The sequence below is a fragment of the Bradyrhizobium sp. McL0616 genome (assembly GCF_049993385.1).
GTDB lineage: Bacteria > Pseudomonadota > Alphaproteobacteria > Rhizobiales > Xanthobacteraceae > Bradyrhizobium.
On sequence record NZ_CP188255.1, the window covers coordinates 8066987 to 8087159 of the forward strand.

The following is a 20173-nucleotide window of genomic DNA, read 5'->3' on the forward strand; positions in this document are numbered from 1 at the left end:
ACGACACAGATTTCGAAGGGACTGTTTGTAGTTCCCTCACACCCCGATCGCGTTCCGCGCGATCACGTCCCGATAGAACGCCGCACTCAGCTTCGGCACCCTCGCCTGCGTCTCGAAGTCGACCCGGTAGAGACCGAACCGCTGCCCATAGCCGAAGATCCATTCGAAATTGTCCATCAGGCTCCACAGGAAATAACCGCGGATCGGCACGCCCTCGGCGATGGCGCGCTGCATCTGGGTCAGATAGTTGCGCAGGAACATGATGCGGTCGAGGTCGTAAACCTGGCCATCGGCGGCGATCTTGTCTTCAGACGAAGTGCCGTTCTCGCTAATATAGATGGTCTCGATATTCCAGATTTTTGCGGCGATGCGCGGCGCCCAGTAGATCACCTCGGGGCCGACCCGCAGCCATTCCGAATTCATGTGCGGGAACGAGGCCGGGAACGGCAGCACGTTGAAGCCCGGCGCGCGGTCTGACGCCGTTACGTAGAACTGCGGCGCGTAGATGTTCAGCCCGACGAAATCGTTCGGCGTCCCTATGATCTTCAGCTCTTCGGCGGTGAATTTCGGCGCGTCGGCGCCGGCATAGGCGAGGAAACCGTCGGTGTATTTGCCCTCCAGCACGACGCCTAGGAAGCCGGCGTTGAGCTCACGCGTGGCGATCTCGGCAGCGCGGATGTTCTCCGGCGTCGCGATTGCCGGCACGCAGGCCGCGATGTTCTCGGCCGCGCCCACACGTGTGCCGGCGCGCCCGGAGGCCCGGATCGCCTGCACGGCGAGGCCGTGCGCCAGCGCGACATGATGGCGCGCCTGGTTCAACTGCGCCGTCGGCAGCTTGAGGCCGGGCGCGTCGATGCCCCAGCCGTAGCCGAAATTCACGAAGCGCCCGACCTCGTTCACGGTGAAGATATTTTTGACGCGATCGGTTAGTCGCGCAGCGACATAGGCCGCGTAATCGGCAAAGGCCTTCGAGGTGTCGCTCGACTGCCAGCCGCCGACGCGGTCCTGGAGCGCCTGCGGCAGGTCCCAGTGATAGAGCGTGGCGTAGGGCTCGATGCCGTTCGCAAGCAGTTCGTCGACGAGACGGTTGTAGAAATCGAGCCCTTTTGGATTGGGCTGCCCCGTTCCGTCCGGAAACACCCGCGGCCACGCGATCGAGAAGCGGTAGGCCTTGACGCCGAGATCCTTGATCAGCCGAACGTCGTCCTTGTAGCGGTGATAGTGCTCGTTGGCGCGATCGCCCGTGGTGCCGTCCTCGATCTTGCCGGGCGTGTGGCTGAAGATATCCCAGATCGACTTGCCGCGGCCGTCCTCGTCGACAGCGCCTTCGATCTGGTAGGACGAGGTTGCCGTACCCCACAGAAAATCCTTCGGAAAGCGCGCGGGCGCAGGCGGCACGATCTCGGCAGCGCGGGCGCGCGTCGACAGGCCGAGCGCAGCAAAGCCGGCGAGCCTGGCAAAGGAGCGGCGCGAGACGTCAGACATCATCACCTCTGCGCTTGTTCCATGTCGATCTGATAGGCGGAAATCCGGTCGATCTCGAACGCAACGGTCGGCGGCGATTCCGCGTCGACAGGACCGACGCCGACAAAGAATTTCGAGCCAATCGCGAGATTGACGATCATGTACATGGGATCGTCGAAGCCGATCGGCACCTTGATGTCCGAGACCGGCCTGCGGTCGATGAAATAGACCAGGCGATCCTGCTCCCACAGCACACCGTAATTGTGGAATGTGCCCGACGCGTCGCCGACCGCAAAGTCGAAGCCGCAGGACTGGATCTTCTGAGTCGACGGAATTCGCCAATGCGTCGTCATCACCATGTCGCCCGGCCGTTCGCCGCGGCCTTCCAGCACGTCGACCTCCGGCGGCCAGCCGCCGTCATCCGCCAACATCCAGAACGCGGGCCACACCGCATGGCCGACCGGGATCTTGGCACGGATCTCGAAATAACCGTGCTTTTGCGAAAAAGTGCCCTGCGTGGTCAGGATGCCGGAGACGTACTCGTTGTTGAACAGCACGGGTTTCAAATCCGGTGGCGTGCGGCTTGCGACGATCGACAGCACGCCGTTCTTCACCCTGAACGGATCGAGCCCGAGCGGTGTCGCGGCGCGGCCTGAATAGCGCGGATCGACATAGATCTGCTGCTCGCCATTGGAGCTGGTCTTGCGCTTGAAGTCCGAGCCATCACCGCCCCAATAGCGCGCCTCCGGCCACGCGGCACCGCCGGCGTAATGCGGCACCCAGCGTCCGTTCGACAGCGGATGCTCGTCAAAATCCTCGTTAAAAGTCCGCCGCAGCGGCAGGAAGATCAGCGAGGCCGGATTAACCGTCTCGAGCTTGCGGCATTCGATCGTGGAGGGATCAGTCGTCACTTGCAGGGACATGCTGGCTGGCGCGCCATCGAGATCGTCCTGCGCGACACCCGGCGCCGACACCACGAGCAACCCGGTCGCGACCACAACGCTCCTCGTCCAACGGTCGATCATCATCGCACATCGAGGTTGCGGGGAAACAAACCGAGGATAGCTCGCCTGTCTTCCAGCGGGCAAGTGCGACGCTTCGGCCCTCAAGGATATCGAATTCGGTCCGGAACAGGCCGATTTGCCGTTGGCTCCCTTGAAAACCTTTCCCACTCGTTACCGTCCCTTAAGGCTCGCTCGGCAATCTGGACTGCAGAAGCGAAAGCCGCGTCGTCTCGTCGTAAGGTCGTCATCCCATGCTCACCGCAACGTTGGAGCAGCTCCAGGCCTCGCCGCGGAAGCGAACGATCTATGTTCGCGTCATTCTCACGCTGCTGGCAGCCGTACTCGTCTTCAAGACCTTCCGGTTCTTCGAAGACGGACTCTGGTATGGCGGCCAGACGACGGACTTCGCTGCCTTCCATATAGTCGCGCAACGGATCTGGCTTGGCGATCTCGACCTGACCTACCAATTCGCGTCGTTCACGAAGATGCAGCTCGTGGCAGCCGGCGGCACGACCGGCGTCATGCCCTGGACCTACCCGCCGCAATTCGACCTGCTGCTGGCACCCTTCGCATTGCTGCCGGGCTGGGCCGCCTATTTTGTCTTCACGACGATCACGCTCACAGCCTATCTGATGACGCTTCGCACGATTGCCGGAAACAATTTTGCGCTGGTGCTCGTCATCTTTTTCCCGGCCATCGCGATCACGATCGCCGGCGGCCAGAACGGCTTGCTGACGGCCGCGCTGATCGGGCTGCTCTGCATCAGCGCGGAACGCCGCCCGGTGCTTGCCGGCCTCGCGCTCGGCGTGATGGTCATCAAGCCACATCTGGCAATTGCAGCTGGCGTCTACATACTGTTGACGCGCCGCTGGCCGGCGGTGCTGATGGCTGCGGCGGTGGTGGTTGCGAGCTCGCTTATCTGCACGCTCGTGTTCGGTCCGCAGATCTGGATGGCGTGGCTCGGCAGCATCAGGGAAGCCGCGGGCTATCTGGAGGAAGGCCGCTACCAGCTGTTCCGGATGATCTCGGCGTATGCGGCACTGTACCAGGCCGGCCTCCCCGCCGCCGGAGCGTTCTGGGGGCAGATCGCAATGGCAGGTCTCGCGCTGGTCGCAGTCGCACTCGCCGTCGCGCGCGGACCGTCTCCCCGTTTCGCGCTCGGCGTCGTCGCGGTCGCGTCCGTGATGATCAGCCCCTACGCCTATGACTACGACCTGCCGATCGTCGGGATCGGCCTCGCACTGCTGCTTCCCGATCTTGCCAGCCTGGCGAGCCCGCGCGAACGCGGCGCGATCTACGGGCTCATCCTGCTCGCCAACGCCTACGGGCTGCTGCAATCGGCGCGGCTGTCTGCCGAGAACGGCGGCGCGAGCGGCCTGCAGCGCTACATGACGCCGGCCGTCGGCGGCTTCGCGCTCATGGTCGTGCTCGCGATGCTGTTGTGGTTGCTGCTGCGCGACGCCAAGCCTGCGGCGGTCCGCCTGCACGGCGAGCCTGCGTAACCTCGCGCACGTCCGGCACCTGCCCTGGAGTGATTAAGCGGCTGGCGCATGCGCACGATGGAACCGGAAAGGCTGGCGCTCGTTCAGTTAGGAGGCCACGCGGCGGCGTGCGCCGCAGCGCAACCGAGGGAGCTCACCATGCCCACAGCCGAGAAGGATCACGTCTACAAGATCCTGGAACTGGTCGGATCGTCCGACAATTCGATCGAGGATGCGATCAAGAATGCGGTCAGCCGCGCCGCCAAGTCCGTTCGCGAGATGAAATGGTTCGAGGTCGTGCAGACGCGAGGCCACATCGAGAACGGCACGGTGCGGCACTACCAAGTGACGCTCCGCGTCGGCTTCACGCTGGAAGCGTAGCGTCAGGCGAGATGACACGCCACGAAGTGCCCGCCCGCCCCCTCCTTCAGCTCCGGTGCGACTTCCGCGCAGCGCGGCTGGGCGATCGGGCAGCGGGTGTGGAAGTGGCAGCCTGATGGCGGCTTCATCGGGCTCGGCACGTCGCCTTTGAGACGAACGCGGTTGCGCTTGAGTTTTGGATCCGGCACCGGCACCGCGGAGAGCAGCGCCTTGGTATAGGGGTGCTGCGGATTGCGATAGAGATCGTTCGCCTTCGCAAGCTCGACGATGCGGCCCAGATACATCACCGCGACGCGATCGGAAATGTGCTCGACCACCGAGAGGTCGTGCGCGACGAAGAGATAGGTGAGGTTCAGTTCGGCCTGGAGATCTTCCAGCAGGTTGATGACCTGCGCCTGGATCGAGACGTCGAGCGCGGACACCGGCTCGTCGCAGACGATCAGCTTCGGTTCGACCGCGAGCGCGCGCGCGATCACGATGCGCTGGCGCTGGCCGCCGGAGAATTCGTGCGGATAGCGGCGCATGTGCTCGGCCTTGAGGCCGACCTTCACCAGCAATCCAGCGACGCGCTCCTCGCGCTCCTTGGTCGATGATGCGAGATTGTGGATCGTGAAGGCTTCGCCGAGGATGGAGCCGACAGTCATGCGCGGATTGAGCGAGGCAAACGGGTCCTGGAACACGAGCTGCATGTTGCGCCGCATCGCGCGCAGATCGTTGCCACTGAGCTTGCGGACATCCTGGCCGTCGAACACGACCTCGCCGTCGGTCGGCTCGATCAGGCGCAGCACGCAGCGCCCCGTCGTCGACTTGCCGCAGCCGGATTCACCGACGAGACCAAGAGTCTCGCCGCGATTGACCGAGAACGACACGCCATCGACCGCATAGACAGTGCCGACCTGGCGCGACAGCAGGCCGCCGAGCACGGGGAAGTGCTTTTTGAGGCCCGTGACCTGCAGCAGCGGCTCGCTCACGAAACATCTCCCAGATGACAGGCCATGCGGTGGCCGGGCGCGATCTCGCGCAACAGCGGCTCCTTCTCGGTGCAGATGCTCATGGCGTGGCGGCAGCGCGGCGCAAAGCGGCAGCCGACCGGCGGATTGATCAAGATCGGCACCGAGCCGCCGATCGCCTCGAGCCGCACCTTGTGCTCGCTGTCGAGATCGATGCGCGGGATCGAGCGGATCAGGCCCTGGGTATAGGGATGACCGGGTGCGGCGAAGAGATCTTCGACGCCCGCTTCCTCCACCACCTTGCCGGCATACATCACGACGACGCGTTGCGCGGTCTCGGCGACGACGCCCATGGCATGGGTGATCAGCATCACCGCCATGCCGAAGCGTTCCTTCATATCCTGGAGCAGATCGAGAATCTGGGCCTGGATAGTGACGTCGAGCGCGGTGGTGGGCTCGTCGGCGATGATCAGCTTGGGTTTGCAGGCGAGCGCCATCGCGATCATCACGCGCTGGCGCATGCCGCCGGAGAACTGGTGCGGATAATTGTGCACGCGGCCTTCGGCATTGGGGATCTGCACCAGCTTCAGCATCTCGATGGTGCGCTCGAGCGCCTGCTTCCTGGTGACGTTCTCATGCCGGCGCAGGCTCTCGGCGATCTGCTCGCCGACCGTGAGCACCGGATTGAGCGAGGTCATCGGCTCCTGGAAGATGAAGCCGATCTCCTTGGCCCTGATATCGTCGAGCTGGTTGCTCGTCAACGGCACCAGATCGCGGCCCTCGAAGATGATCTCGCCCGCCGCGATGCGGCCCGGCGGCATCGCGATCAGCTTGAGGATCGACATCGCGGTGACGGTCTTGCCGCAGCCGGATTCGCCGACGACGCAGAGCGTCTCGCCGCGGTTGATGGAGATGTCGACGCCGTCGACGGCCTGCACGATGCCGTCGTCGGTGGAGAAGTGGGTTTTCAGGCCCTTGATCTCGAGCAACGGCGCCATCAGATCACCCGTCGCGCATCGAGCGCGTCACGCAGACCATCGCCGATGAAGTTGATGGCAACCACCGCGATGAAGATCGCGCCGCCTGGAAACAACGCCCAGTGCGGGCCGATGTCGAGGAAGTCCTTGGCATCGTACAGCAGCCGGCCCCAGGTCGGCGTGTCCGGCGGAAAGCCGAGGCCCAGGAATGACAGCGTCGATTCCGCAATGATCGCGGCCGCAACGTCGATCGTGCCGGCGATGATCACCGGACCCAGCGCATTGGGCAGGATGTGCTTCACCACCTGCCGCACCGGGCTTGCGCCGAGCGCGCGCGCGGCTTCGACGAACTCTTTTTCGCGGATCGACAGGAACTGCGCACGCACGAGACGAGCGACCGGCATCCAGCGCAGGCCGCCGATCACGAGCACGATCAGGATGAAGATGCCGCCTTCGGGGCCGAACGCGGCCTTCAGCCCGTCGCGGAAAAGATAAATGAGCAGCAGCAGCAGCGGCAGTTGCGGCAGCGACAGAAACAGGTCGGTGAGCCACATCAAGCCGTGCCCGAGCGCGCCGCGCGACATGCCGGCGAGCGAGCCGATCAGCACGCCGATGAACACCGAGACCAGCATCGCGGCGAGCCCGACCGCAAGCGAGATGCGGCCGCCATAGATCATGCGCGCCAGAATATCCTGACCGAGATCATCGGTGCCGAAGGGATGCGCCAGCGAGGGCCCCTGCATGCCCGCCACGACATCGATGTCGTTGATCGAGACGCGCCAGAGGAAGGGGCCAATCACCACCGCCAAAATCAGAATGAGAAGCAGGAACGCACTGACGACGGCAAGCCTGTGGCGGCTGAAGCGCCGCCACGTTTCGCGCCAAGGCGAGTAGACGCGCCGCTCAGCGGAGGGAGATGCGAGGGTCAAGCCAGCCATACAGGACGTCCGCGATGAGATTGAACAGCACGACCAGGCACGCAAAGACGAAGGTGACGGCCATCACCACCGGCGTGTCGTTGGACAGGATGGAGGAGATCAGCAGCGAACCGATCCCGGGGATGCGGAAGATCTGCTCGGTGACGATGGCGCCACCGAATACCGCAGGCATCTGGAGCGCGATCAGCGTGACGACCGGGATCATGGCGTTGCGCATCACGTGCTTGACGATCACCGTGGCCTGGCCGAGACCCTTCGCGCGCGCTGTGGTGACGTAATCGAGCCGGATCACGTCGAGCATCGCCGAGCGCACGAAGCGCGTCATGGACGCGGCCTGGAACAGGCCGAGCACCGCCACCGGCATGATCGCCTGCCGGATCATCTCCAGCACCCAGCGGATGCCGGTCGCCTTGATGTCGGTCGAATAGACGAAGGGCAGCCAGTCGAGCGTGACCGAGAATATCAGAATGAACAGGAGGCCGGTGAAGAAGGTCGGCAGCGAGAAGCCGATGAAGGCGAGCGCATTCGCAATCTGGTCGAACAGCGAATAGGGCTTCGTCGCGGCATAGACGCCGACGGGAATCGCGATCAGCAGCGCCAGGATCTGCGCCGAGCCGATCACGTAAAGCGTGGTCGGCAGGCGCTGGAGGATGAGCGTATCGACGTCCATCCGGCTGACAAAGGAGAACCCCCAGTCGCCATGTGCCATGGCGGAGAGCCAATGTAGGTAGCGAAGATAGATCGGATCGTCGAGGCCGAACCTGGCCCGAAGCGCTGCCTGCACTTCGGGCGGCACATTCGGGTTGGTCGCGAGCTCGCTGAAGGGGTCGCCTGGCGCAAGCGCGAGGACGACGAAGAGGACGAGCGAGATTCCGAGCAGGCTCGGAATCGCGATCATCAGACGACGCAGGACGTACTGACTCATGAGCGAACAATCCGCTTAAACGCCCGTCCTCAGCCCTCTCGGTACCAGTCCTGCAGATTGTCGGTTTGGTTGGCCCAGCCCGACAGCGCCGGCCGAAGCGTGTTGGCACTTGCTTCCACTGCGAGACGATGCATCACGGGAATGAAAACCGTGTCCTGCCACATCAAATCGTTGCACTTGATGTAAAGGTCTGCCCGCTTGACCGGATCGGTCTCCGTCTCGGCAGCGTCGATCGCGGCGTCGAAATCCTTGTTGACCCAGCGCGGGAAGTTCGGCCCCTGCCACTTGTTCTCTTTGGTGGCCACGTTGCGCGAATGGTAGCGGCGCATGTGCAGGGCCGGATCCGGCTGAGTCATCGGGATCTGGAACATCTCGATATCGGCGAAGAACTTGGAATAGGTATCGGGGTTGGCGACGTCGGAGGAGAAGAATACCGAGGCCACGACCGATTTCAGCTCGACGTCGATGCCGGCCTTCTGGAAGGCCTGCTTGACGATCGCCTGGGTCTTTTGGCGCGGGCCGTTGGTCGAGGTCTGGTACAGAAGCTTCAGCTTCTTGCCGTCCTTTTCGCGGATGCCATCGGCGCCCGCTTTCCACCCGGCCTCTTCGAGCAGCGCACTCGCCTTCTCGGTGCTGAACTCCCATTTGGTGTTCTTGGACGCGAACTGCTCGGGACCATTGAGGTAGTTCGCGGTGGTGCGTCCGGCGCGGCCGTAGATCGCCTTCTTGACGGAGTCGCGATCAACCAGAAGCGCAAGGGCCTGGCGTACCTTGGGGTCCGACAGGATCGGATGCTTGGTCTTCAACGACGCACGCTCGCCGTCGACCTCGGTGTTGGGATCCGTGAAATTGATGGCGATGAACTCGATGTCGCCGCCGACTGCGTAGAGAGTCTTGCCCTTGCCGCCTTTTTCCAGGCGCAGCAGAACTTCGTCTTCCACCTGCATGTTCCAGGCGAAGTCATATTCGCCGGTCTGGATGACGGCACGCGCCGCCGAGACGGCGTCGCCACCACCCTTCATCTCGATCGTGTCGAAATGGGGCCGATTGGCCATGTGGTAGTCGGGATTGATCTCGCCGCGCACCAGGTCGCCCGGCTTGAACTCGACGAACTTGTAGGGACCGGTACCGACCGGCTTCAGATTGTTCGGGGCCTCGCGGGACTTGCCACCCTTGTATTCGGCGAACAGATGTTTCGGGATGATGCAGCCGTAAGCCCCGACGAAGGCATTGGCCCAGAACGGGGTCGGGTCGTTGAACTTGATGCGGATGGTGAGGTCGTCGATCTTCTCGACGGTGAGGCCGCTATAGGTACTGATCGAGACGCACGCGGTGGCGGGGTCGCTGGCATATTCCCAGTTGAAGACGAGATCGTCGGCGGTAACCGGCTTGCCGTCGTGCCATTTGACGCCGGGCTTGAGTTTCCAGACGACCGATTTGGCGTCTGCCGAAAGGCCGCCGTTCTGGATCGAGGGAATTTCAGCGGCGAGGATCGGGTTGAGATGGCCGTCAACGTCCCAGCTCGCGAGCGGCTCGTAGAAGATGCGGGAGCCGTCCTGGTCCTTGGTGCCGGTGGCGAAATGCGGATTGAGCAAGGTCGGACCCTGCCACCACAACAGCTTGAGAGGACCGCCGCCACCGCGCTTGGTCGGAGGATAAGGGTTCGGGCTCTGGGCCATGGCGACGCCGCCGATGGCGAGGATCTGGTTCGCAAGGGGAGCGGTAAGGCCAACGGCGGCCAAGCGCTGAATGAAGGCGCGGCGATCCATCCGCCCGTCCTTCACGTCACCGATCATCGAACGCAGTTCTCTATCCAGCATGGTTGTCCCCGTCTGGTTCCCGTAATGATGCAGGCGGCCGCGGGACGGCCGCCGGGTTTTGGCTGGCGGTAGATGGCACACTGAATAGGCCGCGCGTCAACTGCGACCGTGTGTATGCAAACGGTCTTCTGGCTGTCCGTTGAGCAAAACCGCGTTCAGCAGCCCAAGCGTTCGGCAATCCGGCGTCAAAACACGCCGGAATCAACGTTGCACTGCGGAAAATTTGTTCGCCGGATCAGACGAAGTATCGAGACGAAATTCTACAGCACGGACATATCGAGCGGCGGCGCGACGTGATCGGGCAGCGGACAAACATAGGGCGTCTTGGCCGTCCGCTTCGTAAGGTCCGCTTTCGCGGCCTTGATCAGCTCCGGTTCCGTCAACGCCTTGATGCCGAGGCCGGCCATGGCCTTGGCCGCCTGCACCATCGCCTTGTGGGCATGTGGGCTCTTGCCCTGCGCCACCACCTGCCAGGTGTGGAAGGGCGTGCCGATTGCAACTGTCGGTGCGTGAACCTGCACGGTCGGCACCACCCAGCTCACATCGCCGACGTCGGTCGAGCCGACCAGCGGGTTGCGCTTGGCGTCGAGCGGCACCAGGAAGTCGGCCAGCGGCCGATCGGTCGGCTCCATGCCGATCGCGTAATAGATGGACTCAATGTCCTTGCCAGTCAGGGTCGCGCGGATCTGGCTCGCGAAGCTCTTGTCCGCCTCGTCGAAATGCGGCGGTCCGAGCTCTTCCATGACCCGGTGCAGCGCCTGCTCGAGCGGCGTATTCGGCAGGATGTTGGAGACCGCGGAGATGATCTTCATCTCCACCTTGGTCTCGGTCATCAAGGCTGCGCCGTCGGCGATCTTGCTGACGCGCCCGACCAGCTCGTTCATGCCGGGAAGGTCACGTGCGCGAATGGAATAGCGCACCCGCGCATGGGCCTGCACCACGTTGGGGGCGATGCCGCCTGTGTCGAGCAGCGCGTAGTGCACGCGCGCGTCGCTCGGCATGTGCTCGCGCATATAGTTCACGCCGACATTCATCAGCTCGACAGCATCGAGCGCGGAGCGGCCGAGATGGGGCGAAGCGGCCGCATGCGAGGTGCGGCCGGTGAAGATGAAGTCGGCGCGGGTGTTGGCGAGCGACGGCGTCACCGCGACTTCCCAAAAACTGTGCGGATGCCAAGTGATGGCGATATCGGCGTCCTCGAACGCGCCGGAGCGCACCATGAAGGCCTTGGCCGCACCACCCTCTTCCGCCGGGCAGCCGTAATAGCGTACGCGGCCGGCCACCTTGTTCTCGGCGAGCCAGTCCTTCACCGCGGTCGCGGCGAGCAGCGCGGCGGAGCCGAGCAGATTGTGACCGCAGCCATGACCATGGCCGCCAGTCTCGACCGGACGATGCTCGGCAACGCCCGCCTCCTGACTGAGACCCGGCAGTGCGTCATATTCACCCATGAAGGCGATGACCGGACCGCCCTCGCCCCACTCGCCCATCACCGCGGTCGGAATGCCGGCGACGTTCTCGGTGATGCGGAAACCCTGGTGGCGCAATTCGGTGAGATGCTCGGCGGCGGACCGCGCCTCGGTGTAGCACACTTCGGGCATGCCCCAGACCTTGTCGCTGAGGTCGATGAAACGTCCCTTGATCGTGTCGATGCCACGCCAGATGTCGCTGCGATTGTCCATGCTTCGGTCCGTGATCTATTGGTCAAACGAGGCGGCAATGGTTAGCAGCTTCATGCGAGGACGACTAGCGGCTGGCCGGACATCAGCCATGCGGCCGATGCCGAGTGAAGGGGTGCCTGCCGGCTTTGCGTGCTGTTCCTGTCTTTTTTGACAGTTTCACACGGCAAGGTCCGGAATTGTTGGGGTCGAGGCTTTCAAGACGGCCACCTCCAGCATAAATTATGCGTGCCTCGCGCGTCGTTCCGCTGCAGTGGCGGAGCGATGCTCACAGCCAGGAGAACTCCATGCCCGCTCTGACCGAATGGAGAGTGCCACCGGCCAATCAGCCGCGTGCGAGCGACTACGGTTTCGATCTCGACCGTACGCTCGCCTCGGTCGTCGGCCTGCACGCCATCATCCCGCCGGACGCCTTTAGCGCCGAGACGCTGGGCACCGAGCGCGCCGGCAACGGCGTCGTGATCGACGACGGGCTGGTGCTCACCATCGGCTATCTCATCACCGAAGCAGAGTCGGTATGGCTACATCTCGGCGACGGGCGCGTGGTGGAAGGACATGTGCTCGGCTTCGATGCCGTCACCGGCTTCGGCCTGGTGCAGGCGCTCGGCCGGCTCGACATCGAGCCATTGCCGCTCGGCTCGTCGGCGGAGACCCGCCTCGGCGATCGCGTCGTGGTCGGCGGCGCCGGCGGGCGGACGCGATCCGTCGCGAGCCAGATCGTCGCCAAGCAGGAATTCGCCGGCTACTGGGAGTATCTGCTCGACGAAGCCTTGTTCACCCATCCCGCCCATCCGAATTGGGGCGGCACCGGACTGATCAACGCGCGCGGCGAGCTGATCGGCATCGGCTCGCTCCAGCTCGAGCGTGAACGTGACGGCAAGGCCGAGCACGTCAACATGATCGTGCCGATCGATCTGCTGAAGCCGATCCTCGAGGATCTGCGCAAGTTCGGCCGCGTCAACAAACCGGCGCGGCCGTGGCTCGGACTCTATTCGACCGAGATCGACAACCGCGTGGTGGTGATCGGGATCTCCGCCAACGGTCCCGCCGCCCGCGCCGAGCTCAAGACCGGCGACGTCATCCTCGCCGTGGACGGCGACAAGGTCACGAGCCAGACGGGCTTCTACAAGAAGATGTGGGGGCTCGGCGCCGCCGGCGTCGACGTGCCGCTCACCGTGCACCACGAAGGCGTCACCTTCGACGTCACGGTGACGTCGACCGACCGCTTCAAGCTTCTGAAGGCGCCGAAGCTGCACTGATTCCAAGCAGAGGAAGCGGCAATGACCGAGGCCGTGGTCGATGACATCGTGGCCGTGCTGCCGCCGTTGCTCAATGCGCTGGAGGCGCTCGGCTACTTCGGACGGCATCTGCATCCACCGGCTTTCGCTTCCGTGATGAACGCGATCGGCGCGCCGGACGAGGCGCTACAGACCGCGCGCGCAGCAATCGGGGAATGGCCGGAGCAGTTCGCAGGTTTGCGCGATCGGCTCGATGGCGCCTGCAACGAAACGCTGGCGGCTTTCGCCGGCATCCGTGAGGTCGAGCGCGGCAATGGCGACCTGGTCGCGGTCTTCCGCGCACTGCGTCATGTGCCTCGCGCGCAGGAAGCGCTGTATCCGCTGTCCACCCAGTTTCCGCCGGTGAGCAACTTTTTTCTCAACGCCGCCAATCGCGGGAATGAGAACTTGCTGTCCCGGCTGGAAGGTGGCGCAAGCGAGCACACCGGCATCTTCCACGATCACAACGAGCCCGGCAGCCGGGGCGGCTTCTCGGTCTATGTGCCCGAATATTACACGCCGGATCGCCCGATGCCTTTGGCGATGGCGCTGCATGGCGGCAGCGGCAACGGCCGCGGCTTTCTGTGGAGCTGGCTGCGCGACGCCCGCAGTTCTGGCGCTATCCTGGTGGCGCCGACCGCCACCGGCCAGACCTGGGCGCTGATGGGCGACGACACCGACACGCCCAACCTCATGCGCATCCTCGAAACCGTGCGCAGCCGCTGGACCATCGACGCCTCGCGCCTGCTGCTGACGGGCATGAGCGACGGCGGCACCTTCAGCTACGTCAGCGGGCTCGAGGGCGCATCGCCTTTCACACATCTTGCGCCGGTGTCGGCGACCTTCCATCCGCTGATGGCGGAGATGGCCGACGCCACGCGCCTGCAGGGCCTGCCGATCTTCATCACCCACGGCAAGCTCGACTGGATGTTTCCCGTGCAGACGGCGCGGCAAACGCAGGCGGCACTCTCAGCCGCAGGCGCCCACGTCGCCTATCGCGAGATCGACGACCTCAGCCACACCTATCCGCGCGAGATCAACGCGGAGCTGTTGCAATGGCTGAATGGGGGATGAACCAGTTGTCCTTAACCGCGCCGCACTGCCGCGGAACCATCACTCCGGGTCGACGTTATCCGCCCGTCACCGGAGGTTCGCCATGCAGACTTTTTTCGGAATGATTTTGGGTGCGCTGCTGCTCGGCTGCGGCGTGTATGTCTATGACTCCATGCAGACGTCGTCGGTCGCCAATGGCGAGGTCGCGACGGCCAATCGCACCATCGTGAACTGGGATGTCGCGAAGGCCGACTGGAATGCGCTGCAGGATCGCGCGCACAAGGACTGGGTCCGCATCTCGTCGAAGTAATCTTGTCCGCCAATGAACAAGGCGCCATCGCGATACGCGGCGGCGCCTTTGCGTTGCGATCAGCGCTGTTCGCGCGTCAGTTCATCTTGGCCTTGCGGGCGTCCGCAATGACCTGCTCGAATTCGGCCATGCTGAGCACGCCAGGCACGCGGTACTTGCCGACGATAAAGGACGGGGTACCGCGGAAGCCGAACGCTTCGGCCTGGTCGTTGTTGCGCTTGAGCACGGCGTCGATGTCCTTGCCATGCGCCGTGAGGTCACCCTTGAGGCGGTCCATGTCGACGCCGGCGGCCGCGAGCAGCTCGTTGATGCGCGGCTCGGTCAGGCGCGAGCTCACGCCCATCATGGCATCATGGGCCTGGTGGTACTTGTCTTGATATTTTGCCGCGAGTGCGATCCGCGCGGCGATGACCGAGACTGGACCGAGGATCGGCCAGTCCTTCATCACCAGCCGCACCTTGCCGTCATCCTGGATGACCTGGCGCAGCTCGGGCTCGAGCTTGCGGCAATACGGACAATTGTAATCGGACCATTCGATAATGCTGATGTTGCCGTCCGGATTGCCGGCGACGGGAACGTCGGGATCGCGCAGCACCTTGGTTTCGGTCAGCACCTCGTCATCGTCGGCGGCTGCGCGCGCGAAATTGGTTCCACCGACTACCAGCGCACCGGCCCCTATCAGCGTCAGCGCGGCACGGCGCGTCGGCCTCAAACCCTTATTCCTGAATCCAGTCATATCTCGTCCCGTTTCGGTCCCATCGTCGCAAATACGGCTCGGGACCGGGAATTGTTACAGACCATATAGAGTGTCGCGGCCGCGATGTCATCGCACCAGCAGCGTCACCGCGAGCGGCACCAGGAACGAGGTGACCAAGGCGTTCAGGCTCATCGCGATGCCGGAGAATACGCCCGCGATCTCGTCGACCTGGAACGCGCGGGCCGTCCCGATGCCGTGCGCGGCGAGGCCGGCGGCAAAACCGCGGGCCCGGAAATCTGTAACACCGGTGCGATTCATCAACGGCGTCACGATGATCGCGCCCATGATGCCGGTGAGAATGACCGAGACCGCGGTGAGCGAGGGATCGGCATGCAGGGATTCGCTGATGCCCATGGCGACACCGGCCGTGACCGATTTCGGCGCTAGCGACAGCACCACTTCGCGCGGCAGGCCGGCGAGTTCGGCCAGCAGCACGACCGACACCACCGCCGTGGCCGAGCCCGCGACCAGCGCCACCAGCATCGGCACGATGGAGGAGACCACGCGCTTGCGGTTTTCATACAGCGGCACGGCGAGCGCGACGGTGGCAGGCCCGAGCAGGAAGTGCACGAATTGCGCGCCGGCGAAATAGGTGGTGTAGGACGTGCCGGTCGCGAGCAGGAACGCGCCGATGATCCACATCGCGTGCAGCATGGGATTGGCGAGCGGATGGCGCCGCGTCGCCAGCGACACCGCGTCCGTGCTCGCATAGACCAGCAGCGTCACCGTCAGCCACAGCAGCGGCGACTGCGAGAGATAGACCCAGAGCGAGAACGGATTGTCGCTCATTGCGCGTCCTGCTGGCTCAACAGGCGGCTGACCAGGCGAAAGGTCAGGACGGTCGCGAGCAAGGTCACGACCACTGAGAGCGCAAGCACGAGGATGATGGCGATACCGTGGGATTCGAGCAGATCCAGTTTTTGCACGACACCGACACCCGCTGGCACGAACAGCAACGACAGATGGGCGAGCAAACCCTTGCTCGCGCTCTCCACGCCGTCGTTTCGCAGCGGCCCGCGCGCCAGCAGCGCAAATCGGTCGCGTGCGAGCAGCAGGATCAGCAGCAAAAGCAGGCCGAGCACGGGTCCCGGCAACGGCAGGCCGAGACCGCGAACCACGGCCTCGCCGATCAATTGGCAAAGCAGGATGAGGCTGAGACTCGCAAGCATGACGCATCAAGGGATGCGCCGCAGGGCTTGTCAATTGCCGCGCTAAGCGTGGGCCGCAACGCGAGGCAGCATCGCCATCAGTGTCCCGGTCATCGAGGCGATCAGCGTGGTCTTGCCGTCATGCTCGGCAAACGCTCTGGCCTCGCAGAAGGTCAGCGTACGGCCTGGCTTGACGACCTCCGCCTTGAACACAAAACGCTGGCCGCGAGCGGGCGCGAGCAGCGTGGTCTTGAACTCGACGGTGAGGATGTCGGCCTCGCGCGGCATCAGCGTGAAGGCGGCAACGCCGCAGGCGTTGTCGAGCCCGGCCGTGATGATGCCGGCATGAACAAAACCGTTCTGCTGCGTGAAGGCCGGCGAATGCAGCATTGCCAACTCGACCTCGCCCGGTGCAAGGCGGACGATCACGATGCCGAGCGTGCGCATCGCCGGCTGGCCGTCGAACATGGCGACGGCCGCCGCACGATAGCCCGGGTTTTTCGGCTCGAATGCAGCCATTGCAATTCCCGCCCTTTTGATTGTGATACGGTAGCGTATCAAAAGCTTCCCGCGTTAGCAATACGGCACCGTATCAAGAACCTGCGAGGCTTCCTCCATGAGCGACGGCAAGGGCGATGTCTGGGTCGAGGCCGGGTTCGGCGAACTGGCGCGCGCAGGGGTCGAGGGGGTGCGGGTCGAGGTGCTCGCCAAGAATTTGGGCGTGACCAAAGGCGGCTTCTACCGCCGCTTCGCCGACCGTGCCGCGCTGCTCGACGCCATGCTCGGGCGCTGGCGCGAGGGCCGCACCGCGGCAATCGCGCAGCAGACGAGCCTCGACGGTCAAGAACCGCGCGAGCGGCTGAAGGCCATGATCCAGCTCTATTCGGAGCGGCTCAATCCAGAGGGCATGGCGATCGAGCTCGCGATCCGGCAATGGGCCCGCTCGGACGAGGGGGCAGCGGCGGCGGTGGCGAGCGTGGATGCGGCGCGGCTCAAGCACGTCGCCGAGCTCTATCGGGCGACCGGCCTTGCGGCCGAGGAGGCCGAGGCGCAGGCCTTCCTGTTCTACTGCTTCATCTTCGGCCAGAGCCTCTTGTTCGTCGACCGCGGCCCGCGCAAGCGCTCACAGCTCGTGGCAAAATCGGCCGAGAAACTATTGGATTGAAGCAAAGAGGCCGGAGCTTGGCTCCGGCCTCCGCATCATGTCGAAGCTCAGGCAGCGCCCTTCAGCTTCTTGTTGCATTCGCTGTAGTAGCCGCCGCCCTTCTCGATCCACTTCAGGCCGGCATTGCCGTTGGTGGTCTTGTTGGCATTGTACTGGTCGACGCAGGTATGCAGGCGCGCCTTGCCGGCGCTCTCCTTGGCATATTTCGCATCGACCGCGCTCGGGAAGACGGCGTTGCCCATCGGCATGGTCGGCGCCGGAGCGGCAGCGGGAGCCGCCTCCTTTTTCGCAGCCGCCTTCGGCTCGGCAGCAGGCGGGGGCGCAGCCGGGGCAGCCGCCGCCGGTGCCGCGGCGGGCGTTGCGTCGGCGCCGCACTGGGCCTTGCGGAAGTCATTCCACTTCGTCGTGCCGAGCGAGCCGTCCTTCTTGGCTGCCTGATATTTCGCGCTGCACTCTTGCGAGGTCAGGGCCTGCGCCGGCGCTGCTGCCAGCAACGCCGCGAAGCCCGACACCGCAACCGCACACAATAATTTCGTTTGAATCGTCATCCTTGGTCTCCCTCAGGGAAGCAAAACGAGGACTGCTATCCTAGCGTGCCGGGGACATCCGACAAGGAAGTGATGACGTTCACGCCAAAAATATAGTGATCGCGTCGTTCAGATTATTCATGTCGCGTTCAGCAACGCGGGCCGAGGTTCGCGCCCCTCCGCAATTCTCGCCAGAAGAGCAACACCATGACCCTCCCCTCTCGCCTCGCCGTCGTCGCGATCGCCTCCCTGTTCGCCACCGGCACCGCCTTCGCGCAGGCCGCCGCGCCGGCTGCCAAGGCCGACGCCAAGACCACAACCGCCGCCCCCACCGACAAGAAGGCGCCGAAGGAGCACTCGGCCGAGTCGCTCGAATGCTCCAAACAGGCCGACGCCAAGGGCCTGCACGGCAAGGAGCGCAAGAAATTCCGCTCCGAATGCGTGAAGGACGCGAAGGCCGGTACCCCTGCTGCCCCCGCCGCCGACAAGAAGTAAATCCGTCGCAAGCCTCCTCTCCGGCCTTTGGCGGGAGGCGCGCGCATTGCGGCATGACGTAGCCGCAATTGTGCGCCTCTCGCCGATTTGCGATAAGGCTGCGTGAAGCAAATCACCGCCTCCCTGCCGTTCGAATGGCCAAGCCGCGCCAAGCTCTTGAGCACGGCGGAAACGCTTGTCATCGGCGCCGCCGGCGGCCTGGCATTTCTCGCCGTGGGCCTTCCCGGCGGCTTGATCTCGGGATCGATGATCGCGGTCGGCATAGCTGCGATCGCCGGGCGTCAACTCTCGGTGCCGCCGCTTCTGACCCAGACCGTGCTGGTGCTGCTCGGGATTTCCCTGGGCTCCGTCGTCTCCCGGCATCTGATCCAGCAGGTCAGCGCCTATCCGCTGACCATCGGGCTGCTGGCGCTGGCGACGTTCTGCTCGACCTTCGGTTCGAGCTATTACCTCCAGCGCGTCCATGGCTGGGACCGCACATCGGCTTTCCTCGCCGGCAGCCCCGGCGCGCTGTCCCAGATCACGATTTTGGCGGTCGAGCGCGGCGCCGATCTGCCGGGCATCGCGGTGGTGCAGACCATGCGCGTCATCATCCTCACGGCGGCGCTGCCGATGGTGCTGGCGATCGCAGGGGTGGCGCCGTCCGTCGCACCGTCATTGACGACGGCGACCGCCTCGCCGCTCGACCTCCTGGAGCTGGTCGCCGCCTCGCTGGCGGCATCGCTGCTGCTGCGGCTGATCAAATTTCCGGCGAGTTGGATGTTCGGCGCGATGATCGGCTCCAGCGTGCTGCACGGCGCAGGCTGGGTCGACGGCGGCCTGCCAAACTGGGTCCGCGGCGTGGCGCTGGTCGGCATCGGCGCGCTGATCGGCAGCCGCTTTGCCCGAATGCGGATCAAGACGCTGGCCGGCCACATCAACGCGGCGCTCGGCTCGTTCGCGGTCGCCATCGCCGTCTCCGCCATCTTCGTCGGCATCGTCGCGCTCACGGCGGACGTGAAAATCTCTGACGTCGTCGTGGCCTACGCTCCTGGCGCGATGGACGCGATGCTGGCGCTGGCCTTGACGCTGCACATCGACCCGATCTTCGTCGGCGCCCATCACCTGTCACGTTTCGTGTTCGTGACGATCGCAACGCCCGGCATCGTGCACCTGTTCGGCCGTACGCAGGACGACGTGGACGATTAGCTTCCTTCTCCCGTCGGCCGCCCCTTCAGCGCCGCGACCTCCGCCTCGAGCTCCGCAATGCGCTGATCCCTCGCGGCCAGCGCGGCCGCGACGTCCGCGGCGTCGAACTTCTGCGGAATGTGCTGCGGGCAGTTGGTATCCCAGGCTGCGATCTTGAACACGATCACTTGCTCGGGTCGCGCCCGGTAGCCCTTCGGCATCAGCGACTCCGTGAGCGCGTCGTCGTCCTCGACCACCCGAGCCTCGCCCCAGATCTTCACCCGGCGCCGATGGGCGTAGTCCATGATGAAGATGTACGCCTTAGGATTCTCCGAGAGATTGCCCTGGGAGAGAAATTGCTGGTTGCCAGCGTAGTCGGCGAAGGCAAGCGTGTGGCTGTCCAGCACCTTCAGAAAGCCCTTCGGGCCGCCGCGGTGCTGGATATAGGGCTGGCCGTCCGCCGAGGCGGTGGCGAAATAGAAGCTGTTGGCATCGGCCAGGAACCCAGCCAGCTTCTCGTCGACCTCGGTGCGCCACCCGTGTTGCTCGGCACGGGCATAGGCCTCGCGCGAGCCCTTGCGGGTCTGGATCGACTTGACGGCCGGCGTGAAGGCGACATCGCTGGCATAAACACGCGCTGCTGCTGTCATCGGAACAT

At 64.4% G+C, this 20173-nt stretch carries 22 protein-coding genes; 8 read left to right on the top strand and 14 right to left on the bottom strand.

Annotated elements, in window-relative coordinates; translation table 11 throughout:
- Window positions 1-36: 36 nt before the first annotated feature.
- Together ACPPVR_RS38940 and ACPPVR_RS38945 are read right to left on the bottom strand one after the other, a co-directional pair.
- Window positions 37-1488 carry a GH1 family beta-glucosidase gene (locus tag ACPPVR_RS38940; RefSeq protein ID WP_426611772.1) on the bottom strand — a complete coding sequence of 484 codons (1452 nt, stop codon included), beginning with the start codon at window positions 1486-1488 and terminating at the stop codon, window positions 37-39.
- A complete protein-coding gene (locus ACPPVR_RS38945) occupies window positions 1488-2489 on the bottom strand; it encodes a glycoside hydrolase family 16 protein (protein WP_426616276.1) in 1002 nt (333 codons plus the stop codon). Before ACPPVR_RS38945 ends, ACPPVR_RS38940 begins: the two co-directional genes overlap by 1 nt.
- A 230-nt stretch (window positions 2490-2719) precedes the next feature.
- On the opposite strand from ACPPVR_RS38945, the gene ACPPVR_RS38950 reads away from it, so the two are divergent.
- Window positions 2720-3970 (top strand): glycosyltransferase family 87 protein, encoded by a 1251-nt coding sequence (locus tag ACPPVR_RS38950; RefSeq protein ID WP_426611773.1) that lies wholly within the window; start codon window positions 2720-2722, stop codon window positions 3968-3970.
- Between the two features lie 138 nt (window positions 3971-4108).
- Window positions 4109-4330, top strand: a complete 222-nt coding sequence (locus ACPPVR_RS38955; protein ID WP_426611774.1) for a dodecin — start codon at window positions 4109-4111, stop codon at window positions 4328-4330.
- A gap of 2 nt (window positions 4331-4332) precedes the next feature.
- On the opposite strand, the gene ACPPVR_RS38960 is transcribed toward ACPPVR_RS38955, so the two are convergent.
- The 6 genes from ACPPVR_RS38960 to ACPPVR_RS38985 all read right to left on the bottom strand — a co-directional run bounded on the left by ACPPVR_RS38960 (window position 4333) and on the right by ACPPVR_RS38985 (window position 11619).
- On the bottom strand, window positions 4333-5301 hold the full coding sequence (locus tag ACPPVR_RS38960; RefSeq protein ID WP_426611775.1) for an ABC transporter ATP-binding protein: 969 nt from the start codon (window positions 5299-5301) through the stop codon (window positions 4333-4335).
- Window positions 5298-6278, bottom strand: coding sequence for an ABC transporter ATP-binding protein (locus ACPPVR_RS38965; protein ID WP_426611776.1), 981 nt, complete (start codon window positions 6276-6278; stop codon window positions 5298-5300). The genes ACPPVR_RS38960 and ACPPVR_RS38965 overlap by 4 nt, the downstream gene beginning before the upstream one ends.
- Complete coding sequence (locus ACPPVR_RS38970) at window positions 6278-7195, bottom strand: ABC transporter permease (protein WP_426611777.1); 918 nt, start codon at window positions 7193-7195, stop codon at window positions 6278-6280. Before ACPPVR_RS38970 ends, ACPPVR_RS38965 begins: the two co-directional genes overlap by 1 nt.
- On the bottom strand, window positions 7161-8120 hold the full coding sequence (locus ACPPVR_RS38975) for an ABC transporter permease (protein ID WP_426611778.1): 960 nt from the start codon (window positions 8118-8120) through the stop codon (window positions 7161-7163). The genes ACPPVR_RS38970 and ACPPVR_RS38975 overlap by 35 nt, the downstream gene beginning before the upstream one ends.
- Before the next feature lie 29 nt (window positions 8121-8149).
- Window positions 8150-9940, bottom strand: coding sequence for a peptide ABC transporter substrate-binding protein (locus ACPPVR_RS38980; RefSeq protein ID WP_426611779.1), 1791 nt, complete (start codon window positions 9938-9940; stop codon window positions 8150-8152).
- 260 nt (window positions 9941-10200) lie between these two features.
- The gene (locus ACPPVR_RS38985; RefSeq protein ID WP_426611780.1) at window positions 10201-11619 is read right to left on the bottom strand and encodes a M20 family metallopeptidase; all 1419 of its coding nucleotides are present in this window, start codon (window positions 11617-11619) and stop codon (window positions 10201-10203) included.
- Window positions 11620-11903: 284 nt separating this feature from the next.
- Between ACPPVR_RS38985 and ACPPVR_RS38990 the strand changes: the two genes are divergently transcribed.
- The 3 genes from ACPPVR_RS38990 (at window position 11904) to ACPPVR_RS39000 (ending at window position 14256) form a co-directional block, all read left to right on the top strand.
- Window positions 11904-12875: a S1C family serine protease gene (locus ACPPVR_RS38990; protein WP_426611781.1), complete on the top strand. Its 972-nt coding sequence runs from the start codon at window positions 11904-11906 to the stop codon at window positions 12873-12875.
- A 21-nt stretch (window positions 12876-12896) separates the two neighbouring features.
- Entirely contained in the window at window positions 12897-13967 is a 1071-nt protein-coding gene (locus ACPPVR_RS38995; RefSeq protein WP_426611782.1) for a phospholipase, read from the top strand.
- 82 nt (window positions 13968-14049) lie between these two features.
- Window positions 14050-14256: a hypothetical protein gene (locus tag ACPPVR_RS39000; protein ID WP_045005422.1), complete on the top strand. Its 207-nt coding sequence runs from the start codon at window positions 14050-14052 to the stop codon at window positions 14254-14256.
- Between the two features lie 76 nt (window positions 14257-14332).
- Here the strand turns inward: ACPPVR_RS39000 and ACPPVR_RS39005 are convergent, their stop codons facing one another.
- The 4 genes from ACPPVR_RS39005 to ACPPVR_RS39020 all read right to left on the bottom strand — a co-directional run bounded on the left by ACPPVR_RS39005 (window position 14333) and on the right by ACPPVR_RS39020 (window position 16680).
- On the bottom strand, window positions 14333-14992 hold the full coding sequence (locus tag ACPPVR_RS39005; RefSeq protein ID WP_426611783.1) for a DsbA family protein: 660 nt from the start codon (window positions 14990-14992) through the stop codon (window positions 14333-14335).
- An 87-nt stretch (window positions 14993-15079) separates the two neighbouring features.
- The gene (locus ACPPVR_RS39010) at window positions 15080-15802 is read right to left on the bottom strand and encodes an LrgB family protein (RefSeq protein WP_426611784.1); all 723 of its coding nucleotides are present in this window, start codon (window positions 15800-15802) and stop codon (window positions 15080-15082) included.
- Complete coding sequence (locus ACPPVR_RS39015) at window positions 15799-16182, bottom strand: CidA/LrgA family protein (protein ID WP_426611785.1); 384 nt, start codon at window positions 16180-16182, stop codon at window positions 15799-15801. Before ACPPVR_RS39015 ends, ACPPVR_RS39010 begins: the two co-directional genes overlap by 4 nt.
- A 42-nt stretch (window positions 16183-16224) precedes the next feature.
- The gene (locus ACPPVR_RS39020; RefSeq protein ID WP_426611786.1) at window positions 16225-16680 is read right to left on the bottom strand and encodes a PaaI family thioesterase; all 456 of its coding nucleotides are present in this window, start codon (window positions 16678-16680) and stop codon (window positions 16225-16227) included.
- A 97-nt stretch (window positions 16681-16777) separates the two neighbouring features.
- On the opposite strand from ACPPVR_RS39020, the gene ACPPVR_RS39025 reads away from it, so the two are divergent.
- Window positions 16778-17326 carry a TetR/AcrR family transcriptional regulator gene (locus ACPPVR_RS39025; RefSeq protein ID WP_426611787.1) on the top strand — a complete coding sequence of 183 codons (549 nt, stop codon included), beginning with the start codon at window positions 16778-16780 and terminating at the stop codon, window positions 17324-17326.
- Between the two features lie 47 nt (window positions 17327-17373).
- Here ACPPVR_RS39025 and ACPPVR_RS39030 read toward each other — a convergent pair whose 3' ends face one another.
- Window positions 17374-17874: a hypothetical protein gene (locus ACPPVR_RS39030; protein WP_426611788.1), complete on the bottom strand. Its 501-nt coding sequence runs from the start codon at window positions 17872-17874 to the stop codon at window positions 17374-17376.
- A gap of 186 nt (window positions 17875-18060) precedes the next feature.
- Here ACPPVR_RS39030 and ACPPVR_RS39035 point away from each other — a divergent pair, with 186 nt between their 5' ends.
- Window positions 18061-18348, top strand: a complete 288-nt coding sequence (locus ACPPVR_RS39035) for a PsiF family protein (protein WP_426611789.1) — start codon at window positions 18061-18063, stop codon at window positions 18346-18348.
- Window positions 18349-18450: 102 nt separating this feature from the next.
- Window positions 18451-19536 carry an AbrB family transcriptional regulator gene (locus ACPPVR_RS39040; protein WP_426611790.1) on the top strand — a complete coding sequence of 362 codons (1086 nt, stop codon included), beginning with the start codon at window positions 18451-18453 and terminating at the stop codon, window positions 19534-19536.
- Here ACPPVR_RS39040 and ACPPVR_RS39045 read toward each other — a convergent pair.
- Window positions 19533-20165: a pyridoxamine 5'-phosphate oxidase family protein gene (locus ACPPVR_RS39045; RefSeq protein WP_426611791.1), complete on the bottom strand. Its 633-nt coding sequence runs from the start codon at window positions 20163-20165 to the stop codon at window positions 19533-19535. The genes ACPPVR_RS39040 and ACPPVR_RS39045 overlap by 4 nt on opposite strands.
- Window positions 20166-20173 lie beyond the last annotated feature (8 nt).